We start from the raw sequence: 15,867 nt of genomic DNA on the forward strand, positions 1-15,867 counted from the left end.
TTTACTCATGGACCCTTTCCCCTTGACCACTGGACCCCTTGAACCCTTTTGTTTATAAACCTCATGCCTGAAAAAAGAAAATTCCACGAATTCCTTGTTGAATCAGAAGATATTGTCCAGTCTATCAGCAACAATCTCCTCCGTATGCAATCATCCGCACTATCATCAAAATATCCTGACCAAGAATTAATCAATGACATCTTTCGCAGTATGCATACCTTGAAAGGGATCTCTTCAACTTTCGGATTTAGCAACCTGACCAGATTAAGTCACAGGCTTGAGGATATGCTGGATGACCTCAGGATGGGGAGGATAATGCTGTCCGGCAGATTACTCGACACACTTTTTGAGGGGATTGATGTCCTTGTCAGGCTATTGACCTGCATAAATGAAAAAGGTGTAGAAAATATAGATATAAATTCCATAATGGAAAAGATTGACCTGTTTGAGAATGTTGAAGGGGGATGTGAGAATGGTTCAGTTACTCCGGCAGATTATCTGAGCACCGAGATGCTGAATGGATTAAATGATTATGAGTTAACGCTTCTTGAGAACAAGATAAGGGATGGAGAATTTCTTTACAGGATCAAGGCCGGTTTCCCTGTTAATACTATTGATACTGAGATTGATAGACTCCGTGAAACCATGAAGAAATCCGGTGAGATAATAGCATTAATCCCTGTATCAGGTTTTTCAGGTAATGATTTAATATCGTTCAATATTATCTTTTCTTCTAAAGAGATAAGAACAACAGAAATGGTAAATGAGATTGTAAAAGATTATTTAACTAACATTGAAGAGATTGAATCATACAATATTCCCCATAGTAATGTGACTATAGAGGAAGATAAGAATAAGGGGGCATCGGCAAAAAGCATTACAAAGACGGTCAGGGTCGGCATTGAAAGGCTTGATGTCCTTTTAAACACTGTAGGTGAGATATTTTTATTAAACGATACCATGTCTCAATTAATTAAAGAGGTAAAGAATGGTTCAGATAATAACAGGAATGTTCGTACAATGGCAAAGGCATCGAAGGAACTTTACAAGAGACTGACAGTCCTTCGAAATGACATTATTGACATCAGGCTTGTCCCTATTAGTTATTTGTTTGAAAGGGTTTCAGGGATTGTGAATAAACTTTGCAGTGAGTTATCAAAGGATGTTGAAATCAAGTTATCCGGCGGCGATACAAAGTTAGATAAGGCGATGATCGAGGGGCTTGCAGATCCGTTGATGCATATTATCAGAAATGCAATGGACCATGGGATTGAAGATGAAGAAATACGTATCGGGAAAGGTAAACCGCAGAGAGGTACTATAGAGTTATCTGCCTCACACAGGGAAAGCAGGATCATAATTGACATAAAAGATGACGGTGCAGGTATAGACTTCAGTAAAATTAGTGCCGTTGCCTTAAACAGGGGATTAATTACAGAAGGTGAAAATCCTGAAGAGACGGAGATGGTGAAATTTTTATTTAGTCCGGGTTTCAGCACAAGGGCAAGTATAGATGAGGTCTCCGGCAGAGGGATAGGACTTGATGTAGTTGCAAAAAATATAGCATCCCTCGGGGGCATGATAGATGTTGAGTCTGCTTTTGGAAGAGGGACTAAGTTTTCCATAATACTTCCGTTAACCCTGCTTATTGCAAGGGCCTTAATAGTAAATGATTCCGGAAGGCAATATGCAATTCCTTTTAACTATATCTCGGAAATCCTTGTATTTCAGGATCATGCTGTAAAGAAGACAGGTATAAAAGAGGTCTTTAATTTAAGGGGACATTTTATTCCTGTTATCAGACTTCAAGAGACCCTTGTGTTCATGCAGTCCGAACAAATTCCACATAACCCTCCTTCAGCAAAGGGGGGAAGGGTGGATTTAAAAAGAAAGCAGTATGTTATTGTGGTCGGGCTTGCAGAGAAGAGGGTCGGTATCGTTGTTGATGCAATTAAGAGTCAGCGGGAGATATTGATCAAACCGTTAAACGAACTGCTCGGAACTGTTCCAGGGATAACAGGATTTACAGAGATAGATTCCAAGAGTGTTGTACCTGTACTTGATGTAGGCGGGATAATCGAGAAATGTAAGGTTTAGCTTTTCCGGTCATTTCAGGTTTCATTCCTGATTTCCGAAATACTTAAGGCATGGGAAAAAATATATTAATAGTGGATGATTCTACGGTTATCCGTAAACAGGTTTTAGATACCTTACAAAAGGCACAATTGTTTGATAATTATCATGAGGCAGACAATGGATTCAGTGCCATCAAGGTGCTTTCACAGAAGGAAATCAGTATGGTTGTCTGTGATGTAATGATGCCGGGGATGGATGGGTTTAAACTTCTTGAATTCATGGGAAGGGAAAAGAGTTTAGAGGATGTAAATGTGATTATGCTCTCAGCCAACAGAGGGGTGTTTGACCGTATCAGGGGGCTTGAAAACGGGGCTGTGGATTATATGACAAAACCTTTTCATCCGCAGGAGCTGATATTAAGGGTCAGGACTCAGTTGAAGATGAAAGAACTCCAGTGTGAGCTAAGGTCTAAGATCAATGAACTGGAACGTGTTACCATAATGGATAATCTGACAGGACTTTATAATTCCAGGTATCTCTATGATGCAATTGTCAGGGAATACAATCGGTGTGAGAGATTCAATCTGAAATTATCACTGGTAATGCTTGATGTTGATTATTTTAAAGAGGTGAATGACAGCTATGGACATCAGCGCGGAGACGCAGTCCTTAAAGAAATCGGCAGATTACTTCAGGCAATACTCAGGGGTTATGACTTTGCAGTCAGATACGGTGGAGATGAGTTTATGATTGTACTTTCCCAGAATACAGTACTGGGTGCACATATTGTTGCAGAGCGGATCAGAAAGGCTGTTGAAGAGAGTCCTATGTTAAGGGATTTGACCGGTGACATACACGTAACAGTAAGCGTCGGCGTGGCGACATTTCCTGATGATACCATTGGAGGTTATGATGCCCTTATCAGCATGGCTGATAATGCATTATACAGGGCCAAACGAGAAGGAAGAAACAGGGTTTCGTCATATCTCAAAGGGGTAGCCTCAGTCTGAGCCAAAAATGAACCGTCATGAGCCTCCGGCTCACAAAGGATGATGAAAATGAGGCCCCCTCACCCGTGCCCCCCTCCTGCCTCCCCCCGCAAAAGAGGGGGGAGGAATTTGGAAGGAATTGAATTGCAGCTCTCCCGCCACGGGAGAGGGATGCAAAGTTTTTCCCCCCTCCCTTGACGGGAGGGGGGTTAGTGGGAGGGTGAGCTATGGAGATTTTAGGATGAACTCCCATGAGCCGGGGGTTCACAAAGGGCCATGAAAATCAGCGGGACAAGAAAGTCCCGCCTATCCTCGTAGAAATGGATAGGGGGGGTTTTCTTACCCCGCCGGAGGGGATTTTCGGATGAATCTTCTTCATGGAAAGCATGAAGGTATAACTGAGAAGATATTACATCAGGACAATAGCCATTATCTCCAGTACCTGAGGTTTACTATTGATAATGAAGTATATGCTGTTGACGTAATAAATGTCAGAGAGATTATTAATTACATTGAACCGACGGAAGTTCCGAATGCCGGTCCTTATGTAAAGGGAGTAATATCATTAAGAGGGACGATCATTCCTGTAATCGCCTTCAGCAGATACCACAACCCTCCTTATTCCGATTCTCATCCTCAACATGGTAAAAAAAAGAATATCATAATTATAGGACACAAAAATCTTGCTGCCGGACTTCCTGTTGATAGGGTGAGGGAGGTAATATATGTTACTGAAGATAAATTCAGTCCTGTTCCGCAATTTGTTGAAAAAGAGAAAGTGGAGTTCTATAAAGGTATAATTGAGTATAAGGATTTATTTATAATGGCCTTAAAGACAGAGACACTCCTTGCTTACCTGAAAAATAAAAACTAATCTTTCGTACCCCCATCTACATGTACCGGAGCCTGAAAATCAGGTCTGATTTCAGTGTGCCTGATGTGTCCGCCAAGATAGGCAGTATAGGCAATGAGCACTGACGATATGATACTGAAAATAATAATTCCATTTTTTACGTATCCTGGTATCCTGTCCTGTTTTCTGGAAAGGATAAGCCCAAGTAATGAAAGACCGCCGAGGATCTCCATTACAATAAGTGATGCAATGGCAGATTCTTCATGCTCTTCTATATAGTGTTTAGACACAGTCGGAATATCCTCTATAACATGTTCAGTGGGTTCTCCTGTTATAAATACAGGGATTGCAGATAATGCAGCAAGTATTAACAGAACTGATGTAACACGCTGGAACTGCATATTCTTCAGTATCACAGAGATAATGAAGAACAGACTACAGAATAAGACTCCTATCACCGGGATATGGTTAAGCATTATATGTACGTGAGGGATACTCATAAAAATAAATCTCCTTTTTTGCCTTGTTTGCTTGTTTGATTGTTATTTTTTGAATATTAAGATTACTGCGCCTATAATCAATAAGAACCCTGCTGCATAGTTCCACTTGAATTCTTCTTTAAGGTATAATATCGAAAATATTGCGAAAACAATTAGGGTTATTACCTCCTGAATGGTTTTTAATTGAGCGGCAGAAAACTGGGAATGACCGATACGGTTGGCAGGCACCTGGAAACAGTATTCAACAAATGCGATGAGCCAACTGATAAGGATTACAATCCATAAGGGTGAGCTTTTATATTTAAGATGTCCGTACCACGCAAATGTCATGAAGATATTTGAGATGGTGAGAAGGAAAACTGTTTTCATTTTAAGTTTGCATTGATCTCCTGGATTTTGTATTATATCGAACTATGGCTAACATATCAATAGCAGTTATAGACGGGCAGGGCGGAGGAATAGGCGCCCATATTATAGAGAAGATACATAAAAGTATACCGGAAAAATCCCTTGAGAATGTTGAGATTATTGCAGTCGGTACGAATGCAATAGCTACATCACTTATGATGAAGGCAGGGGCTAATAAGGCCGCTACAGGTGAGAATTCTATTATTCTTATGAGTAAGAACGTAAACATTATTATAGGGACATGGGCAATAATAATCCCGAATTCTATGCTCGGTGAACTTACCCCGGCAATGGCAGAGGCAATATCCAGCAGTAATGCACGCAAGCTGCTTATCCCTCTCCCACAAACCGGCATAGAATTAATCGGTGTGACCCCTGAGCCTTTTCCGCATATAATAGATAAACTGATTGACAGGATAAAGAGAATGTTTTAATCTATCCTGCATTGAAATGTCCATGAGCTGGGCGGTCACAAATGGCAATGATAACCCCACCCTCACCCTGATCCCCCCTCCTGCCTCCCCCCGCAAAAGAGGGGGGAGGGATTTGGAAGGAATTTAATTGCAGCTCTCCCTGAGGGAGAGGTGGCTAAGTTAATTCCCTCCCCGACACTGAATGGGGGAGGGTTAGAGCCTGCCCCCGCAGTAGTAATTGGGGGTGGGGTGGGTATGGGGTTTAAAAGCAGATAAAAATAATTAACAGGGAGATTAACTGCTATGTGTGAAGCAAGTGTTTATATACTCAAGGGTGATAAGGAAGAACTTTTTCTGGACAGTGTGGATATCTTAGAGCCTCAGGAAGGCGGCAAGATATACATGAGAAATCTTGAAGGTGTGCAAAGGGTAATAACTGCACAGATTAAAAGGATCCGGCTTGTTGAGCATAAGATTGTTATTGAGAAGACAGAGGGATAAGGCGGAGATGGTTTTTCTCGAAGGATTAGAGGCTGTAGAAGGGGTGGTACTTCTATAGCCTTTTTTAGTTAGGTAGCAGTAAGTAGAGGTAAGAAGTTAGAAGTAAGAAGCAAGATAAGATTAAGACTAAGATTGATATTGAGTTAAGCCATATGTAAGAGAGTATGCAATATTTATTTCCCCTCACTTGGCGGGAGGGGGGGGGGGCGGGACAAGAATGTCCCGCCTATCCTCGTTGATATGGATAGGCGGGGTTTTCTTACCCCGCCGGAAGGGATTTTCGAGTGAAACTAAATTTTATTGACCTTAAACAACAGTACACAAAATATAAATCAGAGATTGATCAGGGGATTGCGGAGGTTGTTAACAGTACGCAGTTCATTATGGGGCCTAAGGTAAGTGAACTTGAACAGACACTTGCGGAATATGTGGGTGTGAGATTCGGGATAAGTGTAAGCTCCGGTACTGATGCACTTCTACTTGCACTCCTGGCTTATGGTGTTAAGAGCGGGGATGAGATATTATGTCCGCCTTTTACATTTATTGCTACAGCAGAGGTTATAGCATTACTTGGTGCAAAGCCTGTATTCGTTGATATAGATGAAAAGACCTATAATATAAATCCGCTGCTTATCGAAGAAAAGATTAATAAAAATACAAAAGGGACTATTCCGGTAAGTTTATACGGGCAGGCTGCTGAAATGGATGCAATCAATGCTATTGCAGACAGGCATGGCATTTTTGTTGTTGAAGACGGGTGCCAGTCATTCGGCAGCATATACAAGGGAAAGAGGTCATGCGGTTTCAGGGATATCGGCGTTACCTCCTTTTTTCCTTCAAAACCGCTTGGATGTTATGGTGACGGCGGGATGATATTTACTGATAATGAAGAGAAGGCCGGCATAATGAAGAGTCTTCGTGACCACGGGCAGGAGAAGAGATACAAACATAAATACATCGGGATTAACGGCAGGCTTGATGCTATTCAGGCGGCAGTACTGCTTGCAAAGTTCAGGCATTTTGAGGAAGAGGTAAAACTCCGTGAGATAAAGGCTTTTTATTATAATGAAGGACTTAGAGATGTTGTTATTACCCCTTATGTAGAAAATTATAATTCATCTGTTTATGCCCAGTATTCAATCAGAACAGACAGGCGGGATGACCTGAGTAAATACCTGAATGATAACGGCATACCTACTGCAATCCATTATCCTATACCCTTACATTTCCAAGAGGCATTCAACTATCTTGGATACAAAGAGGGTGATTTTCCTGTAAGTGAAAAGGTTTCTTCAGAGATATTGTCGCTTCCAATGTTCCCGTTTATTACAAATGAGGAACAGGATTATGTGATTGGGAAGGTGCGGGAGTTTTTTAAGAAGTAAGGAGTAAACTGTTAGAAGTAAGACATAAGACGTAAGAAGAAATAAACAAGAATAAACATGAATAAGGAATATACTGGGATGGAAAATGTTTATGTTGTGATTATGGCGGGTGGGAGTGGTACACGCTTCTGGCCTTTGAGCAGGGAGGCTATGCCGAAACAGCTCCTCAGAATTGAGGGGGAAGAGACGCTGATACAGCAGACAATGGCAAGGGTGACTCCTCTAATACCTTTAAACCGTATCTTTATTGTTACCAATAAGAATCATGCCGAGCAGATAAGGTATCAATTGCCGGAGATAAAAAGAGAGAATTTTATAATTGAACCTTTGCCGAGGAATACTGCTGCTGCAATAGGATTCGCCTCAGCACATATCTACCATCATAATCCTGATGCAGTAATGGCCGTATTGTCTGCTGACCATGTTATTAAAGAGAGAGACAGGTTCCTTGATGTTTTACGTGATGCCATAAAAGTTGCCGGTAAGGATTTTCTTGTGACAATAGGTTTGAAACCAACAAGGCCTGAGACAGGATATGGTTATATAGAAGCAGGGGAGTTGATAGAAGTCAGAAGTCAGAAGTCAGAAGTTAGAAGTCAACAGCAAGAAGCAAGACGCAAGAAGCAAGAAGTAAGAAATGAGAAGATGGAAACAGGAAGTGACAAGTCAGATATCACTGTATATTCAGTGAAAAGGTTTGTTGAGAAGCCTGATGCTGAAAGGGCGGCCGTCTATCTTAAAGAGGGTAATTTTTACTGGAACAGCGGTATGTTTGTATGGAAGGCAGGCAGGATACTTGAAGAGATCGGCGATTATATGCCGGTCCTGTCTAAAGGGCTTAGAGAGATAGCATCTGCTATCGGGAAAGAGGATGAAACAGAAGTTACAGAAAATGCCTTCACTAAATTTGAACTGATTTCTATTGATTATGGTGTTATGGAGAAGTCTGCCAGGGTAGCGGTTGTTCCGGCAGATTTTGGATGGAGCGATGTAGGGAGCTGGACAGCACTTGATGAGATATCTGCTATTGACCCTGGTGGGAATGTGATAATGGGAAATGTGATAGATATAGACAGCAGGAGTTCCATTATCTATGCGACTGACAGGCTTGTTGCCACCATTGGATTGAAGGATATGGTTGTAGTTGATACTGATGATGCTACCCTTGTATGCCGGAAGGACAGGGCACAGGATGTGAAGAAGATAGTTGAAGACCTGAAAAGGCGCGGGTCAGAGGAGTATATAACACACACCACTGTAATAAGACCTTGGGGCACGTTTACCCTTTTAGAGAAGGGGGAACGATATAAAATAAAGCGTATCATGGTAAATCCTGGGGAGCGGCTTTCTTATCAGATGCACTACCACAGGAGTGAACACTGGGTTGTTGTATCAGGGACAGCTAAGGTAACAAGGGGAGAAGAGGTATTCTTTATTAATTCTAATGAAAGTACGTATATACCTATGGAGACAAGGCACAGGCTGGAGAATCCGGGTAAAATACCGCTTCAGATAATTGAGGTGCAGAACGGGGAATATCTTGGAGAGGATGATATTGTAAGATTTGAAGATGAATACGGGAGGGAATAAACAATGACGGTTTCTTCAAAAATTTTTAGGGAGTATGACATCAGGGGTGTTGTCGGGACGGATATTACAAAAGATACTGCCCGCTTAATCGGATGGGCCTTCGGTAAGTATGTACAGGAGGTGAATGGGGTTGAAGATTCTAAGGTTGGGGAGCTGACAGTTGCCGTGGGAAGAGATGTGAGGGTACATTCTAACCAACTCAGTAACGGGCTTGTTGACGGGATTACTTGTGCCGGTTTAAATGTGATTGATATCGGTGTCTGCCCGACTCCATTACTTTATTTCTCACTTTACAACACTCACGTTGACGGCGGTGTAATGATTACAGGCAGTCATAATCCGTCCGAATTTAACGGATTCAAACTATGTGTGGGCAAAGAGGCCCTTCATGGTGAGACTATTCAGCATATTCGCAGGATTATTGAGGAAGGAAAACCGGATTTCGGTTCTGCATCTAAGTCACGTATGATTGACCAGGTTGAATATACTGAGATAATACCGTTCTATCAGGCATATCTGAGAGAACAGTTTGTATTCCCGGGGCAGGTGATCAATCCGCCTATAAAGGTTGTGGTAGATTCAGGGAATGGGACAGCAGGCGCTGTTGCCCCTTCAATTATCAGGGAGATGGGCTGTGAGGTGGTTGAACTTTTCTCACAACCTGACGGCAGATTTCCCAATCATCATCCTGACCCTACAGTGCCGGAGAACCTGCAGGACCTTATTAAGGCGGTAAAGGAAAACAGTGCAGACTTTGGTGTTGCCTATGACGGTGATGCAGACAGGATAGGCATCGTGGATGAAAATGGCGGTATTATCTGGGGCGACAGGCTGATGGTAATTTATGCGAGGGAGATCTGCAAGGAATGGCCTGAGGCAATTTTTGTATCAGAGGTCAAGGCATCCCAGGTCTTATATGACGAGATTGAGAAGGCCGGCGGTCACGGTATAATGTGGAAGGCAGGACATTCGCTTATCAAGGCAAAGATGAAAGAGGTCGAGGCCGTGCTTGGAGGCGAGGTCAGCGGACACATCTTTTTTGCCGACAGGTTCTATGGATATGATGATGCCATCTATGCAACATGCAGGCTTGTTGAGATATTAAAACGGGGAAGGATTAAAGTGCCCATATCAGAAGAGGGGACTAAGAGGGCAGAATTCAAAAGAGGGGTAAGTTTCCTGCTTGAGGATGTCCCTGTAACATTTACAACACCTGAAATCAGGATAGATTGTGCTGATGAGAAAAAGTTCAATGTAGTAGAAGAGATAAAGGAGTCATTCGCATCAGGCAAACTTCCTCCCTTACCCGCATCACTGTCAATTAAAGAGGTTATAACTGTTGATGGCGCTCGTGTGGTCTTCAACCACGGATGGGGCCTTATCAGGCCATCCAATACCCAGCCTGTCCTTGTCCTGCGTTATGAAGCAGATACTGAGGAGAATTTAGCTGTAATACAGGGGTATATGGAAAAGGTGTTAAAGGCAGTGAATAGTGATTAGTGGTTAGTGACCCAAATAACAGGAGAAGGCAACGATGAGATTTTCTATAGAAACAGAGCAAGAGGTTGATGGTAGATGGATTGCTGAGATTGTTGAAATTCCAGGTGTTATGAAGTATGGAAAAAGCCGTGAGGAGGCAATTGCCCAGGCTGAGGCACTTGCATTGCGGGTTATGGCGGAACGTATTGAACATGGGGAGTATCTTGTCGAACCGGTTGAAATAACGTTTGCAACTGCATGACACAGTGGTCAAGCACAAAAGCGAATAGGGTTCTAAAAGCCCTTCAACGAAACGGCTGGGTTGTCAAACGAACTTCTGGTTCACACAAAACCCTATCGAAACATGGCCACCCAGACTACGTCTTTGCGTTTCACGATCGCGATGAGATCGGACCAAAGATGTTGGCCAGAATCTCGAAATACACAGGGATTAAACCTGAAGATATTTGACCCTTATAAACTATGATCTATGAAAACCGAAACCCTTCGATCTCAACCTCAACCCAATCTGTTTCAACACACTCAAGGCTGTTCTCGGCAGGTTAAACCTGATCTCTTGTCTAACAGGCAAAGTAAATGTTTTGCCTGCAAATTTACTCAAAGGTGTTCCTGATAGTACCATCTTATTAAGATCAGGTTGAATATTATAGTGTTCTCTCAGTGCCTCCAGTACCTCAACAGATGAGGCAGACGTTCCAATAATCTCACACAATATCCGGTCAAGTGCAGGGCCGTCAGTTGATGCGGCGATTAGTCCAAGATATTTTGGAGTTCCGCTGGTGGGGCCTTGTCCTTCCATACCCATCACACCATCAACAATATTTAATGCAGGGTTCAATATATTATATATTGCAAACAGCATAACGCCGAAACGGTGGTTGTAATCACCGGCACGAAAGTGCAGTAATGGTTTTCGCTTGCCGACTACACATCCGAACAGATTTTTTATTGCACCGCTCATCCCTACCTGACAATGAGTTTTTAATTTCGGGATATTAATAATCTTATCAGCCTCAAGTGCAGAGCGGTCTATTGATATACTTTTAATCCACTCATTCCGGATTGCAACACGGACAGGCTTATTAAAAGGCACAAGCGGTATGTTGTGCCTCCTGCAAATATCTTCCATCCCAGTAATACCTGCTACAGAAGACAGCTCTCCAAATGCAGGACTGTCGCCGATAAATGGTTTACCGCCTGCATTGAGTACCTGACATGCAACAGCCTCAACAACAGCAGGATGGGTTGTAAGTGCCTGCTCAGGCGGACAGCCTTTAATAAGATTGGGTTTGATTAATACCGTGTCCCCACTGGAGATGAATTGCCTTATACCGCCAAGGTGGTCAATAACATCATGAACGGCCTTTGTTACATTTGGAAGTTCATAGTCAGGGGAATAGGATAGTGATACTCTACTTTTTATTTCAGTGGTACACCTGCTCACACGAAAATCTCCATTGCTCACCCCCACCCTAACCCTCCCCCCTCAAAGGGGAGGGGGGGTTATTTGAATACCCGATGACAATCCTTCTTAATATTATTAATCTCTCTTATCCGATCAAGTGCAAGCGAAAAGTTCGCATCATGTATAGCATCAATCATCCCGTCAACGGCTGTCTGGAGTTTATACATACCATCCTCCCATTCCGGTTTTGACTGTTGCCGGAATGCACTGATTAAATCCTTGAAATAATCTATATCCTCTTCAGAAGGTTTGCCCCCTTTCTTGATTAAATTCGCAATATCTTCCAGCTTTTTTTCAATACATTTTTTGATTTCTTTAAAATTATCCGGTATTGAGGTATTGGAACTTTTAGTTATATTTTTTAATGCAGACATTAATCCCCAATGCCCGCCCTCTGTCTTGCCGGTATCCCAACACAGCTCTATTTCAAATTTTGCATAACCATGCTTTTCCTTATATTCCAGTTCAACCTCAAAAGAATCCGGCATGGAAACATCCATGTCCTCAAAAACAATCCTCTTCTCTTCAGCAATCATCTTCACAAAATCACTTAGCAATTCTGCAAACTCTTCCCTTGAGAGGCGTTTCCTTTTTTCCAATTTCATAAATTACATTTTAGAGTAACGGCAGGAAATAGGCAAGCGTATTTGGAAGCATTGGTTGTCCCAATTAATACACTAATCAACTTTCACCATGAGTCGATTATCCTGTCTCTGTTTTTGGGACAAATTTGTAGATAGACAAGCACATCATATTATGTTATTACCTTAATTTGTAATAGGTATAATAATGTGGTTAATATTTGCATATAGCCTTCCCGGATCAAATCCCAAAGGAAGAGTCAAAGTTTGGAGAAAATTATCCAACATCGGGGCTCTTCAACTAAAGATTTCTTTTTATATCCTTCCAATGAACGATGCAAATTATGAGCATTTGGAGTGGACAGCGAAAGAAGTAGAGGAGATGGGGGGAGGTGTGCCGCGTTTCAGTTTTATTCCCCACTTTTTCTGTGTTAAAATATAAAACTCTTCCGGTGATTATGTCTATTACTTTTATTATTTATTGTTTGATAACCACCTCCTTTCTTTCTGATTTACTCTCTGGTTTGCTCTAATCAACATCATCTATTTTATCTTTTCTATCCTGTAACTTTTTTAATGGCATCTTTCCCTAATTTCTGTATGACTCTCCGGTCATTGTAATCTGATGAGCATGATGAGCCATCCTGTCCATCACTGAGTTTGCAATAATAGGGTCTTTGAATAACCCCTGCCAATCTGTTATCTCTCTGTTACTTGTATAGGAAAGGATGAAGGTCTATGCACACTATCGCCGATATGCCAATTTCTATTTCTGGCGTACGTATGACCAAAAGGAAATTGACTTAATAGAAGAAAGCCATGGCGAATTAAGGGCTTATGAGTTCAAGTGGAAAGAAGGCCGGCCCAACTTGAAAGTTGCAAACGAATTTACGTCAGCATATAAAAACAGTAAGTTTCAGATTATTACACCATCCAATTTTGATGAGTTTATGGCAGTCCCGATAGAAGTGTAGATAGGTTCCACTGAAATATACATTTCCAAAGTGGGATGGGCAAAGCCTCACAATCTCGCAAGTACATACTGATTAATCGAAACCCCTTCTTCAGCCGACCGGATGGCAAGATGACGGTGTACGTCCGGCGGGACACGGAGCGTTATATGTCCTTTAAACTTCTTCATCCCCAACGGTTCCGGTATCTGCTCATCCTCCTCCTCCATCCATTTGATGGTCTCAGATACAGCAATCCCTATCTCCCTGAGAGCATCTTCAGATGTCTTTCCGTGGGCCGCTAATGATGGAAATTCAAGGCAACGGGCGACATGCACCTTGTCTTCTTCGGACCATTCGATCCTGTAAGTGTATTTATCGGCTTTATATTTCATCTTTTTGCTCCTCCTGTTTTTCCAATGCCTTCTGAACTATTCTCACCTGATACGGCTTTGCCATTTTCCCTTCTTTCTGGATATTTATCCTTGGGTCTCCCTGCCAGGGAGTTTTGAAGATATGATGGTTTCCCTTTATTCTCGGCTCTCCAAAGTGTTTGCGGCATATCTCAAGCAGGTCTTTAAATGCTACATTTGGCCGGATTCGCCAGCTTATCTTTATACATGGTTGAATGGTAGCAAATACGCTATCATATGGCAAGGTATTTTTGAGAAGTGGCTACGACAGGTATCACGAATCAGAGATTGTAGATGCTTGACTATCTACAATCTGGGGGCAAATAGTTGATGGTGACAGGAATTTAACAGTTCTCGTAATCCTATAACTATTTGAAATTAAAGAAATTTAATCTGATTTCACCCACTCCCTTCGTTAAAATAGAAATTAGTGACATATTTTTTGACACTTTCATATTGTTATTTATAACTTATTGAATAATAAGCCTTTTATTTGACACATCTCCTTATATGCCTTATTAATTTCCCCTTTAATAGTGGCAAAAGTGTCTGAAAATTTTACAGTTATTAAAAAGTTACAGACTAACATCATCATAACTAATTGATTTTATAACAATATATATATTGGGCATGAATATTGCTTGCTATTTTGATTTAAGTAGGGTCTTAATATAATTCCTGGCGATGAAGGTTAAGGGTAATAGATTAACCAAATGATTCTCCCTGCAATTTAAGTATTTCCACCTTAAGATATCAACAGCCAAATTAGGGAGTTTGAAAGGTTGTTGATATGGGTAGGCGATGGACTATAGTATGGTTTGCCCTGTTTTTCCTCTTTAGTTTTTCTGCCACAGCTTTCGCTACAGTAAACAGAATCTCCGGCAACGGTTATATCTTTCCAGAGACCCTAACCTATAAAGCTATCTTCTCAATGGACGTGAGCAAGGATGGGGCAAATCCTCCCTCCGGTCTCGTTAAATATTACTATTCCAGGACAAGGATGAGCATGGTGAGTACTGCCATTACGAATCTCACATCCACCGGGGTAGGAACGTCAGCCGATATTTCAGGCAACTGTACGGTTAACAATATTGCAGGATACACATTCTCGGCCACAGTGACTAACGGACGGCCCGATTCTTTCCGTATTTCAATTTACAAAAGTGACGGGAGTCGTTACTACTCTGCTGGACCTAAGAATCTCAGCGGTGGTGATCTGGTGCTTACTGACATCATCCCTCCCACTATTGCCATCACATCTCCTCCGGATCTGCTTACACTTGGCAGTTCACCTATCAGGGTTTCGGGAACTATTGATGATCCGACTTCCACATTAACAGTCAACGGCAGCCCGGTAACGGGTTCTAATGGGACATTTTCCGCAGACGGTATCACGTTAAACGAGGGGATGAATACGATCATTGCAAGGGCCACAGACCCGGCCAATAATATCTCAACTGCAAGCATTAATATCTCACTGGATTCAACCCCTCCTCATGTCTCCATCACATCTCCACCGGAGGGTTATGTGACTACTGCCTCCCCTATAACAGTAACAGGGATTATCAATGACATCGTCAGGGGGACGGTAAATGAAAACCAGGGGAGGGTATTGGTAAATGGGATAGAGGCTGTGGTGGATAACCGCACATTTATTGTAGAAAATCTGCCATTAAATCCCGGGGCTAACACCCTCAGGGCAGTGGGTTCCGACCAGGTGGGGAATGTAGCTACTGCGTCGGTTACTGTGAATCTTGACCTCTCCGCACAGGCCAGGATAAACCTCTATTCCGGGGACAATCAGAGGGGTTTTATAGGTACCCCAATTTCAGAGCCGTTTGTAGTCTATTTAAATAATGAGAATGGTGCACCTGTCTCCGGCAGGACGGTAACCTTCCGGGTTATTGAAAGTAACGGGAGTTTAGATGGAGGGGAACGGGCGATTGCAGTTACCTCTAGTTCAAATGGTCTTGCCTCTGCAAACTTCACATTAGGGACATGGTCCGGCTCAGGGAATAACAAGGTGGAGGCGAAGGCAGTAGGATTTACAGGGAGTGTAATATTTACTGCATCAGGGATTAGAAAGCCTCCCGCGGCTATCTATGTACAGACCTCCTGACCTCGTGGAATTTGTTAAGATACCAGTTCGTAAACCAGTCGCAGATTTGTGCCCGGAAATACTGTTTCTGTTGAATTAAGTTCTTCACACAAATATCGTATGGACTCACTGCTCATGTGATTAG

At 42.2% G+C, this 15,867-nt stretch carries 19 protein-coding genes; 12 read left to right on the forward strand and 7 right to left on the reverse strand.

Annotated features, from left to right (window positions below; genetic code table 11):
* Positions 1-63: 63 nt before the first annotated feature.
* The 3 genes from HZA08_08300 to HZA08_08310 all read left to right on the forward strand — a co-directional run bounded on the left by HZA08_08300 (position 64) and on the right by HZA08_08310 (position 3,939).
* Positions 64-2,097 (forward strand): chemotaxis protein CheA, encoded by a 2,034-nt coding sequence (locus tag HZA08_08300; GenBank protein ID MBI5193424.1) that lies wholly within the window; start codon positions 64-66, stop codon positions 2,095-2,097.
* Between the two features lie 50 nt (positions 2,098-2,147).
* Positions 2,148-3,086, forward strand: a complete 939-nt coding sequence (locus tag HZA08_08305; GenBank protein ID MBI5193425.1) for a diguanylate cyclase — start codon at positions 2,148-2,150, stop codon at positions 3,084-3,086.
* A 343-nt stretch (positions 3,087-3,429) separates the two neighbouring features.
* Complete coding sequence (locus HZA08_08310; GenBank protein MBI5193426.1) at positions 3,430-3,939, forward strand: purine-binding chemotaxis protein CheW; 510 nt, start codon at positions 3,430-3,432, stop codon at positions 3,937-3,939.
* Here the strand turns inward: HZA08_08310 and HZA08_08315 are convergent.
* Both HZA08_08315 and HZA08_08320 read right to left on the reverse strand, forming a co-directional pair.
* Positions 3,936-4,418 (reverse strand): hypothetical protein, encoded by a 483-nt coding sequence (locus HZA08_08315; protein MBI5193427.1) that lies wholly within the window; start codon positions 4,416-4,418, stop codon positions 3,936-3,938. The genes HZA08_08310 and HZA08_08315 overlap by 4 nt on opposite strands.
* A gap of 42 nt (positions 4,419-4,460) precedes the next feature.
* The gene (locus tag HZA08_08320; protein MBI5193428.1) at positions 4,461-4,787 is read right to left on the reverse strand and encodes a DMT family protein; all 327 of its coding nucleotides are present in this window, start codon (positions 4,785-4,787) and stop codon (positions 4,461-4,463) included.
* A gap of 53 nt (positions 4,788-4,840) precedes the next feature.
* Between HZA08_08320 and HZA08_08325 the strand changes: the two genes are divergently transcribed.
* The 7 genes from HZA08_08325 to HZA08_08355 all read left to right on the forward strand — a co-directional run bounded on the left by HZA08_08325 (position 4,841) and on the right by HZA08_08355 (position 10,665).
* Positions 4,841-5,260 carry a DUF3842 family protein gene (locus HZA08_08325; GenBank protein MBI5193429.1) on the forward strand — a complete coding sequence of 140 codons (420 nt, stop codon included), beginning with the start codon at positions 4,841-4,843 and terminating at the stop codon, positions 5,258-5,260.
* Between the two features lie 282 nt (positions 5,261-5,542).
* Positions 5,543-5,740 (forward strand): CooT family nickel-binding protein, encoded by a 198-nt coding sequence (locus HZA08_08330; protein MBI5193430.1) that lies wholly within the window; start codon positions 5,543-5,545, stop codon positions 5,738-5,740.
* A gap of 284 nt (positions 5,741-6,024) precedes the next feature.
* Positions 6,025-7,125, forward strand: a complete 1,101-nt coding sequence (locus HZA08_08335) for a DegT/DnrJ/EryC1/StrS family aminotransferase (protein ID MBI5193431.1) — start codon at positions 6,025-6,027, stop codon at positions 7,123-7,125.
* Between the two features lie 78 nt (positions 7,126-7,203).
* The gene (locus tag HZA08_08340) at positions 7,204-8,715 is read left to right on the forward strand and encodes a mannose-1-phosphate guanylyltransferase/mannose-6-phosphate isomerase (protein ID MBI5193432.1); all 1,512 of its coding nucleotides are present in this window, start codon (positions 7,204-7,206) and stop codon (positions 8,713-8,715) included.
* 3 nt (positions 8,716-8,718) lie between these two features.
* Positions 8,719-10,215, forward strand: a complete 1,497-nt coding sequence (locus HZA08_08345; protein ID MBI5193433.1) for a phosphomannomutase/phosphoglucomutase — start codon at positions 8,719-8,721, stop codon at positions 10,213-10,215.
* 34 nt (positions 10,216-10,249) lie between these two features.
* Positions 10,250-10,456 (forward strand): type II toxin-antitoxin system HicB family antitoxin, encoded by a 207-nt coding sequence (locus tag HZA08_08350; GenBank protein MBI5193434.1) that lies wholly within the window; start codon positions 10,250-10,252, stop codon positions 10,454-10,456.
* Positions 10,453-10,665: a type II toxin-antitoxin system HicA family toxin gene (locus tag HZA08_08355; protein ID MBI5193435.1), complete on the forward strand. Its 213-nt coding sequence runs from the start codon at positions 10,453-10,455 to the stop codon at positions 10,663-10,665. The genes HZA08_08350 and HZA08_08355 overlap by 4 nt, the downstream gene beginning before the upstream one ends.
* Before the next feature lie 10 nt (positions 10,666-10,675).
* Here the strand turns inward: HZA08_08355 and HZA08_08360 are convergent, their stop codons facing one another.
* From HZA08_08360 to HZA08_08370, 3 genes are all read right to left on the reverse strand, one after another.
* Entirely contained in the window at positions 10,676-11,680 is a 1,005-nt protein-coding gene (locus HZA08_08360) for a DUF362 domain-containing protein (protein MBI5193436.1), read from the reverse strand.
* A gap of 38 nt (positions 11,681-11,718) precedes the next feature.
* Positions 11,719-12,285 (reverse strand): amphi-Trp domain-containing protein, encoded by a 567-nt coding sequence (locus HZA08_08365; GenBank protein MBI5193437.1) that lies wholly within the window; start codon positions 12,283-12,285, stop codon positions 11,719-11,721.
* A 565-nt stretch (positions 12,286-12,850) separates the two neighbouring features.
* Positions 12,851-12,991, reverse strand: a complete 141-nt coding sequence (locus tag HZA08_08370; protein MBI5193438.1) for an ATP-binding protein — start codon at positions 12,989-12,991, stop codon at positions 12,851-12,853.
* Here HZA08_08370 and HZA08_08375 point away from each other — a divergent pair.
* The gene (locus HZA08_08375) at positions 12,990-13,235 is read left to right on the forward strand and encodes a hypothetical protein (protein ID MBI5193439.1); all 246 of its coding nucleotides are present in this window, start codon (positions 12,990-12,992) and stop codon (positions 13,233-13,235) included. The genes HZA08_08370 and HZA08_08375 overlap by 2 nt on opposite strands.
* Positions 13,236-13,282: 47 nt before the next feature.
* On the opposite strand, the gene HZA08_08380 is transcribed toward HZA08_08375, so the two are convergent.
* A complete protein-coding gene (locus HZA08_08380) occupies positions 13,283-13,606 on the reverse strand; it encodes a type II toxin-antitoxin system HicB family antitoxin (protein MBI5193440.1) in 324 nt (107 codons plus the stop codon).
* A complete protein-coding gene (locus HZA08_08385; protein ID MBI5193441.1) occupies positions 13,596-13,841 on the reverse strand; it encodes a toxin HicA in 246 nt (81 codons plus the stop codon). Before HZA08_08385 ends, HZA08_08380 begins: the two co-directional genes overlap by 11 nt.
* Before the next feature lie 573 nt (positions 13,842-14,414).
* On the opposite strand from HZA08_08385, the gene HZA08_08390 reads away from it, so the two are divergent.
* The gene (locus tag HZA08_08390) at positions 14,415-15,743 is read left to right on the forward strand and encodes a hypothetical protein (protein MBI5193442.1); all 1,329 of its coding nucleotides are present in this window, start codon (positions 14,415-14,417) and stop codon (positions 15,741-15,743) included.
* Positions 15,744-15,867 lie beyond the last annotated feature (124 nt).

The organism is Nitrospirota bacterium (genome assembly GCA_016212215.1).
In the GTDB taxonomy this organism is placed as follows: Bacteria; Nitrospirota; 9FT-COMBO-42-15; order HDB-SIOI813; family HDB-SIOI813; genus JACRGV01.

Excerpts from the sequence above, each read along its gene's own strand:
- HZA08_08390 (MBI5193442.1), top strand. The coding sequence starts at position 14,415 with ATGGGTAGGCGATGGACTATAGTATGGTTTGCCCTGTTTTTCCTCTTT.
- HZA08_08300 (MBI5193424.1), top strand. The coding sequence starts at position 64 with ATGCCTGAAAAAAGAAAATTCCACGAATTCCTTGTTGAATCAGAAGAT.
- HZA08_08330 (MBI5193430.1), top strand. The coding sequence starts at position 5,543 with ATGTGTGAAGCAAGTGTTTATATACTCAAGGGTGATAAGGAAGAACTT.
- HZA08_08380 (MBI5193440.1), bottom strand. The coding sequence starts at position 13,606 with ATGAAATATAAAGCCGATAAATACACTTACAGGATCGAATGGTCCGAA.
- HZA08_08355 (MBI5193435.1), top strand. The coding sequence starts at position 10,453 with ATGACACAGTGGTCAAGCACAAAAGCGAATAGGGTTCTAAAAGCCCTT.
- HZA08_08365 (MBI5193437.1), bottom strand. The coding sequence starts at position 12,285 with ATGAAATTGGAAAAAAGGAAACGCCTCTCAAGGGAAGAGTTTGCAGAA.
- HZA08_08375 (MBI5193439.1), top strand. The coding sequence starts at position 12,990 with ATGAAGGTCTATGCACACTATCGCCGATATGCCAATTTCTATTTCTGG.
- HZA08_08350 (MBI5193434.1), top strand. The coding sequence starts at position 10,250 with ATGAGATTTTCTATAGAAACAGAGCAAGAGGTTGATGGTAGATGGATT.
- HZA08_08345 (MBI5193433.1), top strand. The coding sequence starts at position 8,719 with ATGACGGTTTCTTCAAAAATTTTTAGGGAGTATGACATCAGGGGTGTT.
- HZA08_08340 (MBI5193432.1), top strand. The coding sequence starts at position 7,204 with ATGGAAAATGTTTATGTTGTGATTATGGCGGGTGGGAGTGGTACACGC.
- HZA08_08320 (MBI5193428.1), bottom strand. The coding sequence starts at position 4,787 with ATGAAAACAGTTTTCCTTCTCACCATCTCAAATATCTTCATGACATTT.
- HZA08_08305 (MBI5193425.1), top strand. The coding sequence starts at position 2,148 with ATGGGAAAAAATATATTAATAGTGGATGATTCTACGGTTATCCGTAAA.
- HZA08_08315 (MBI5193427.1), bottom strand. The coding sequence starts at position 4,418 with ATGAGTATCCCTCACGTACATATAATGCTTAACCATATCCCGGTGATA.
- HZA08_08310 (MBI5193426.1), top strand. The coding sequence starts at position 3,430 with ATGAATCTTCTTCATGGAAAGCATGAAGGTATAACTGAGAAGATATTA.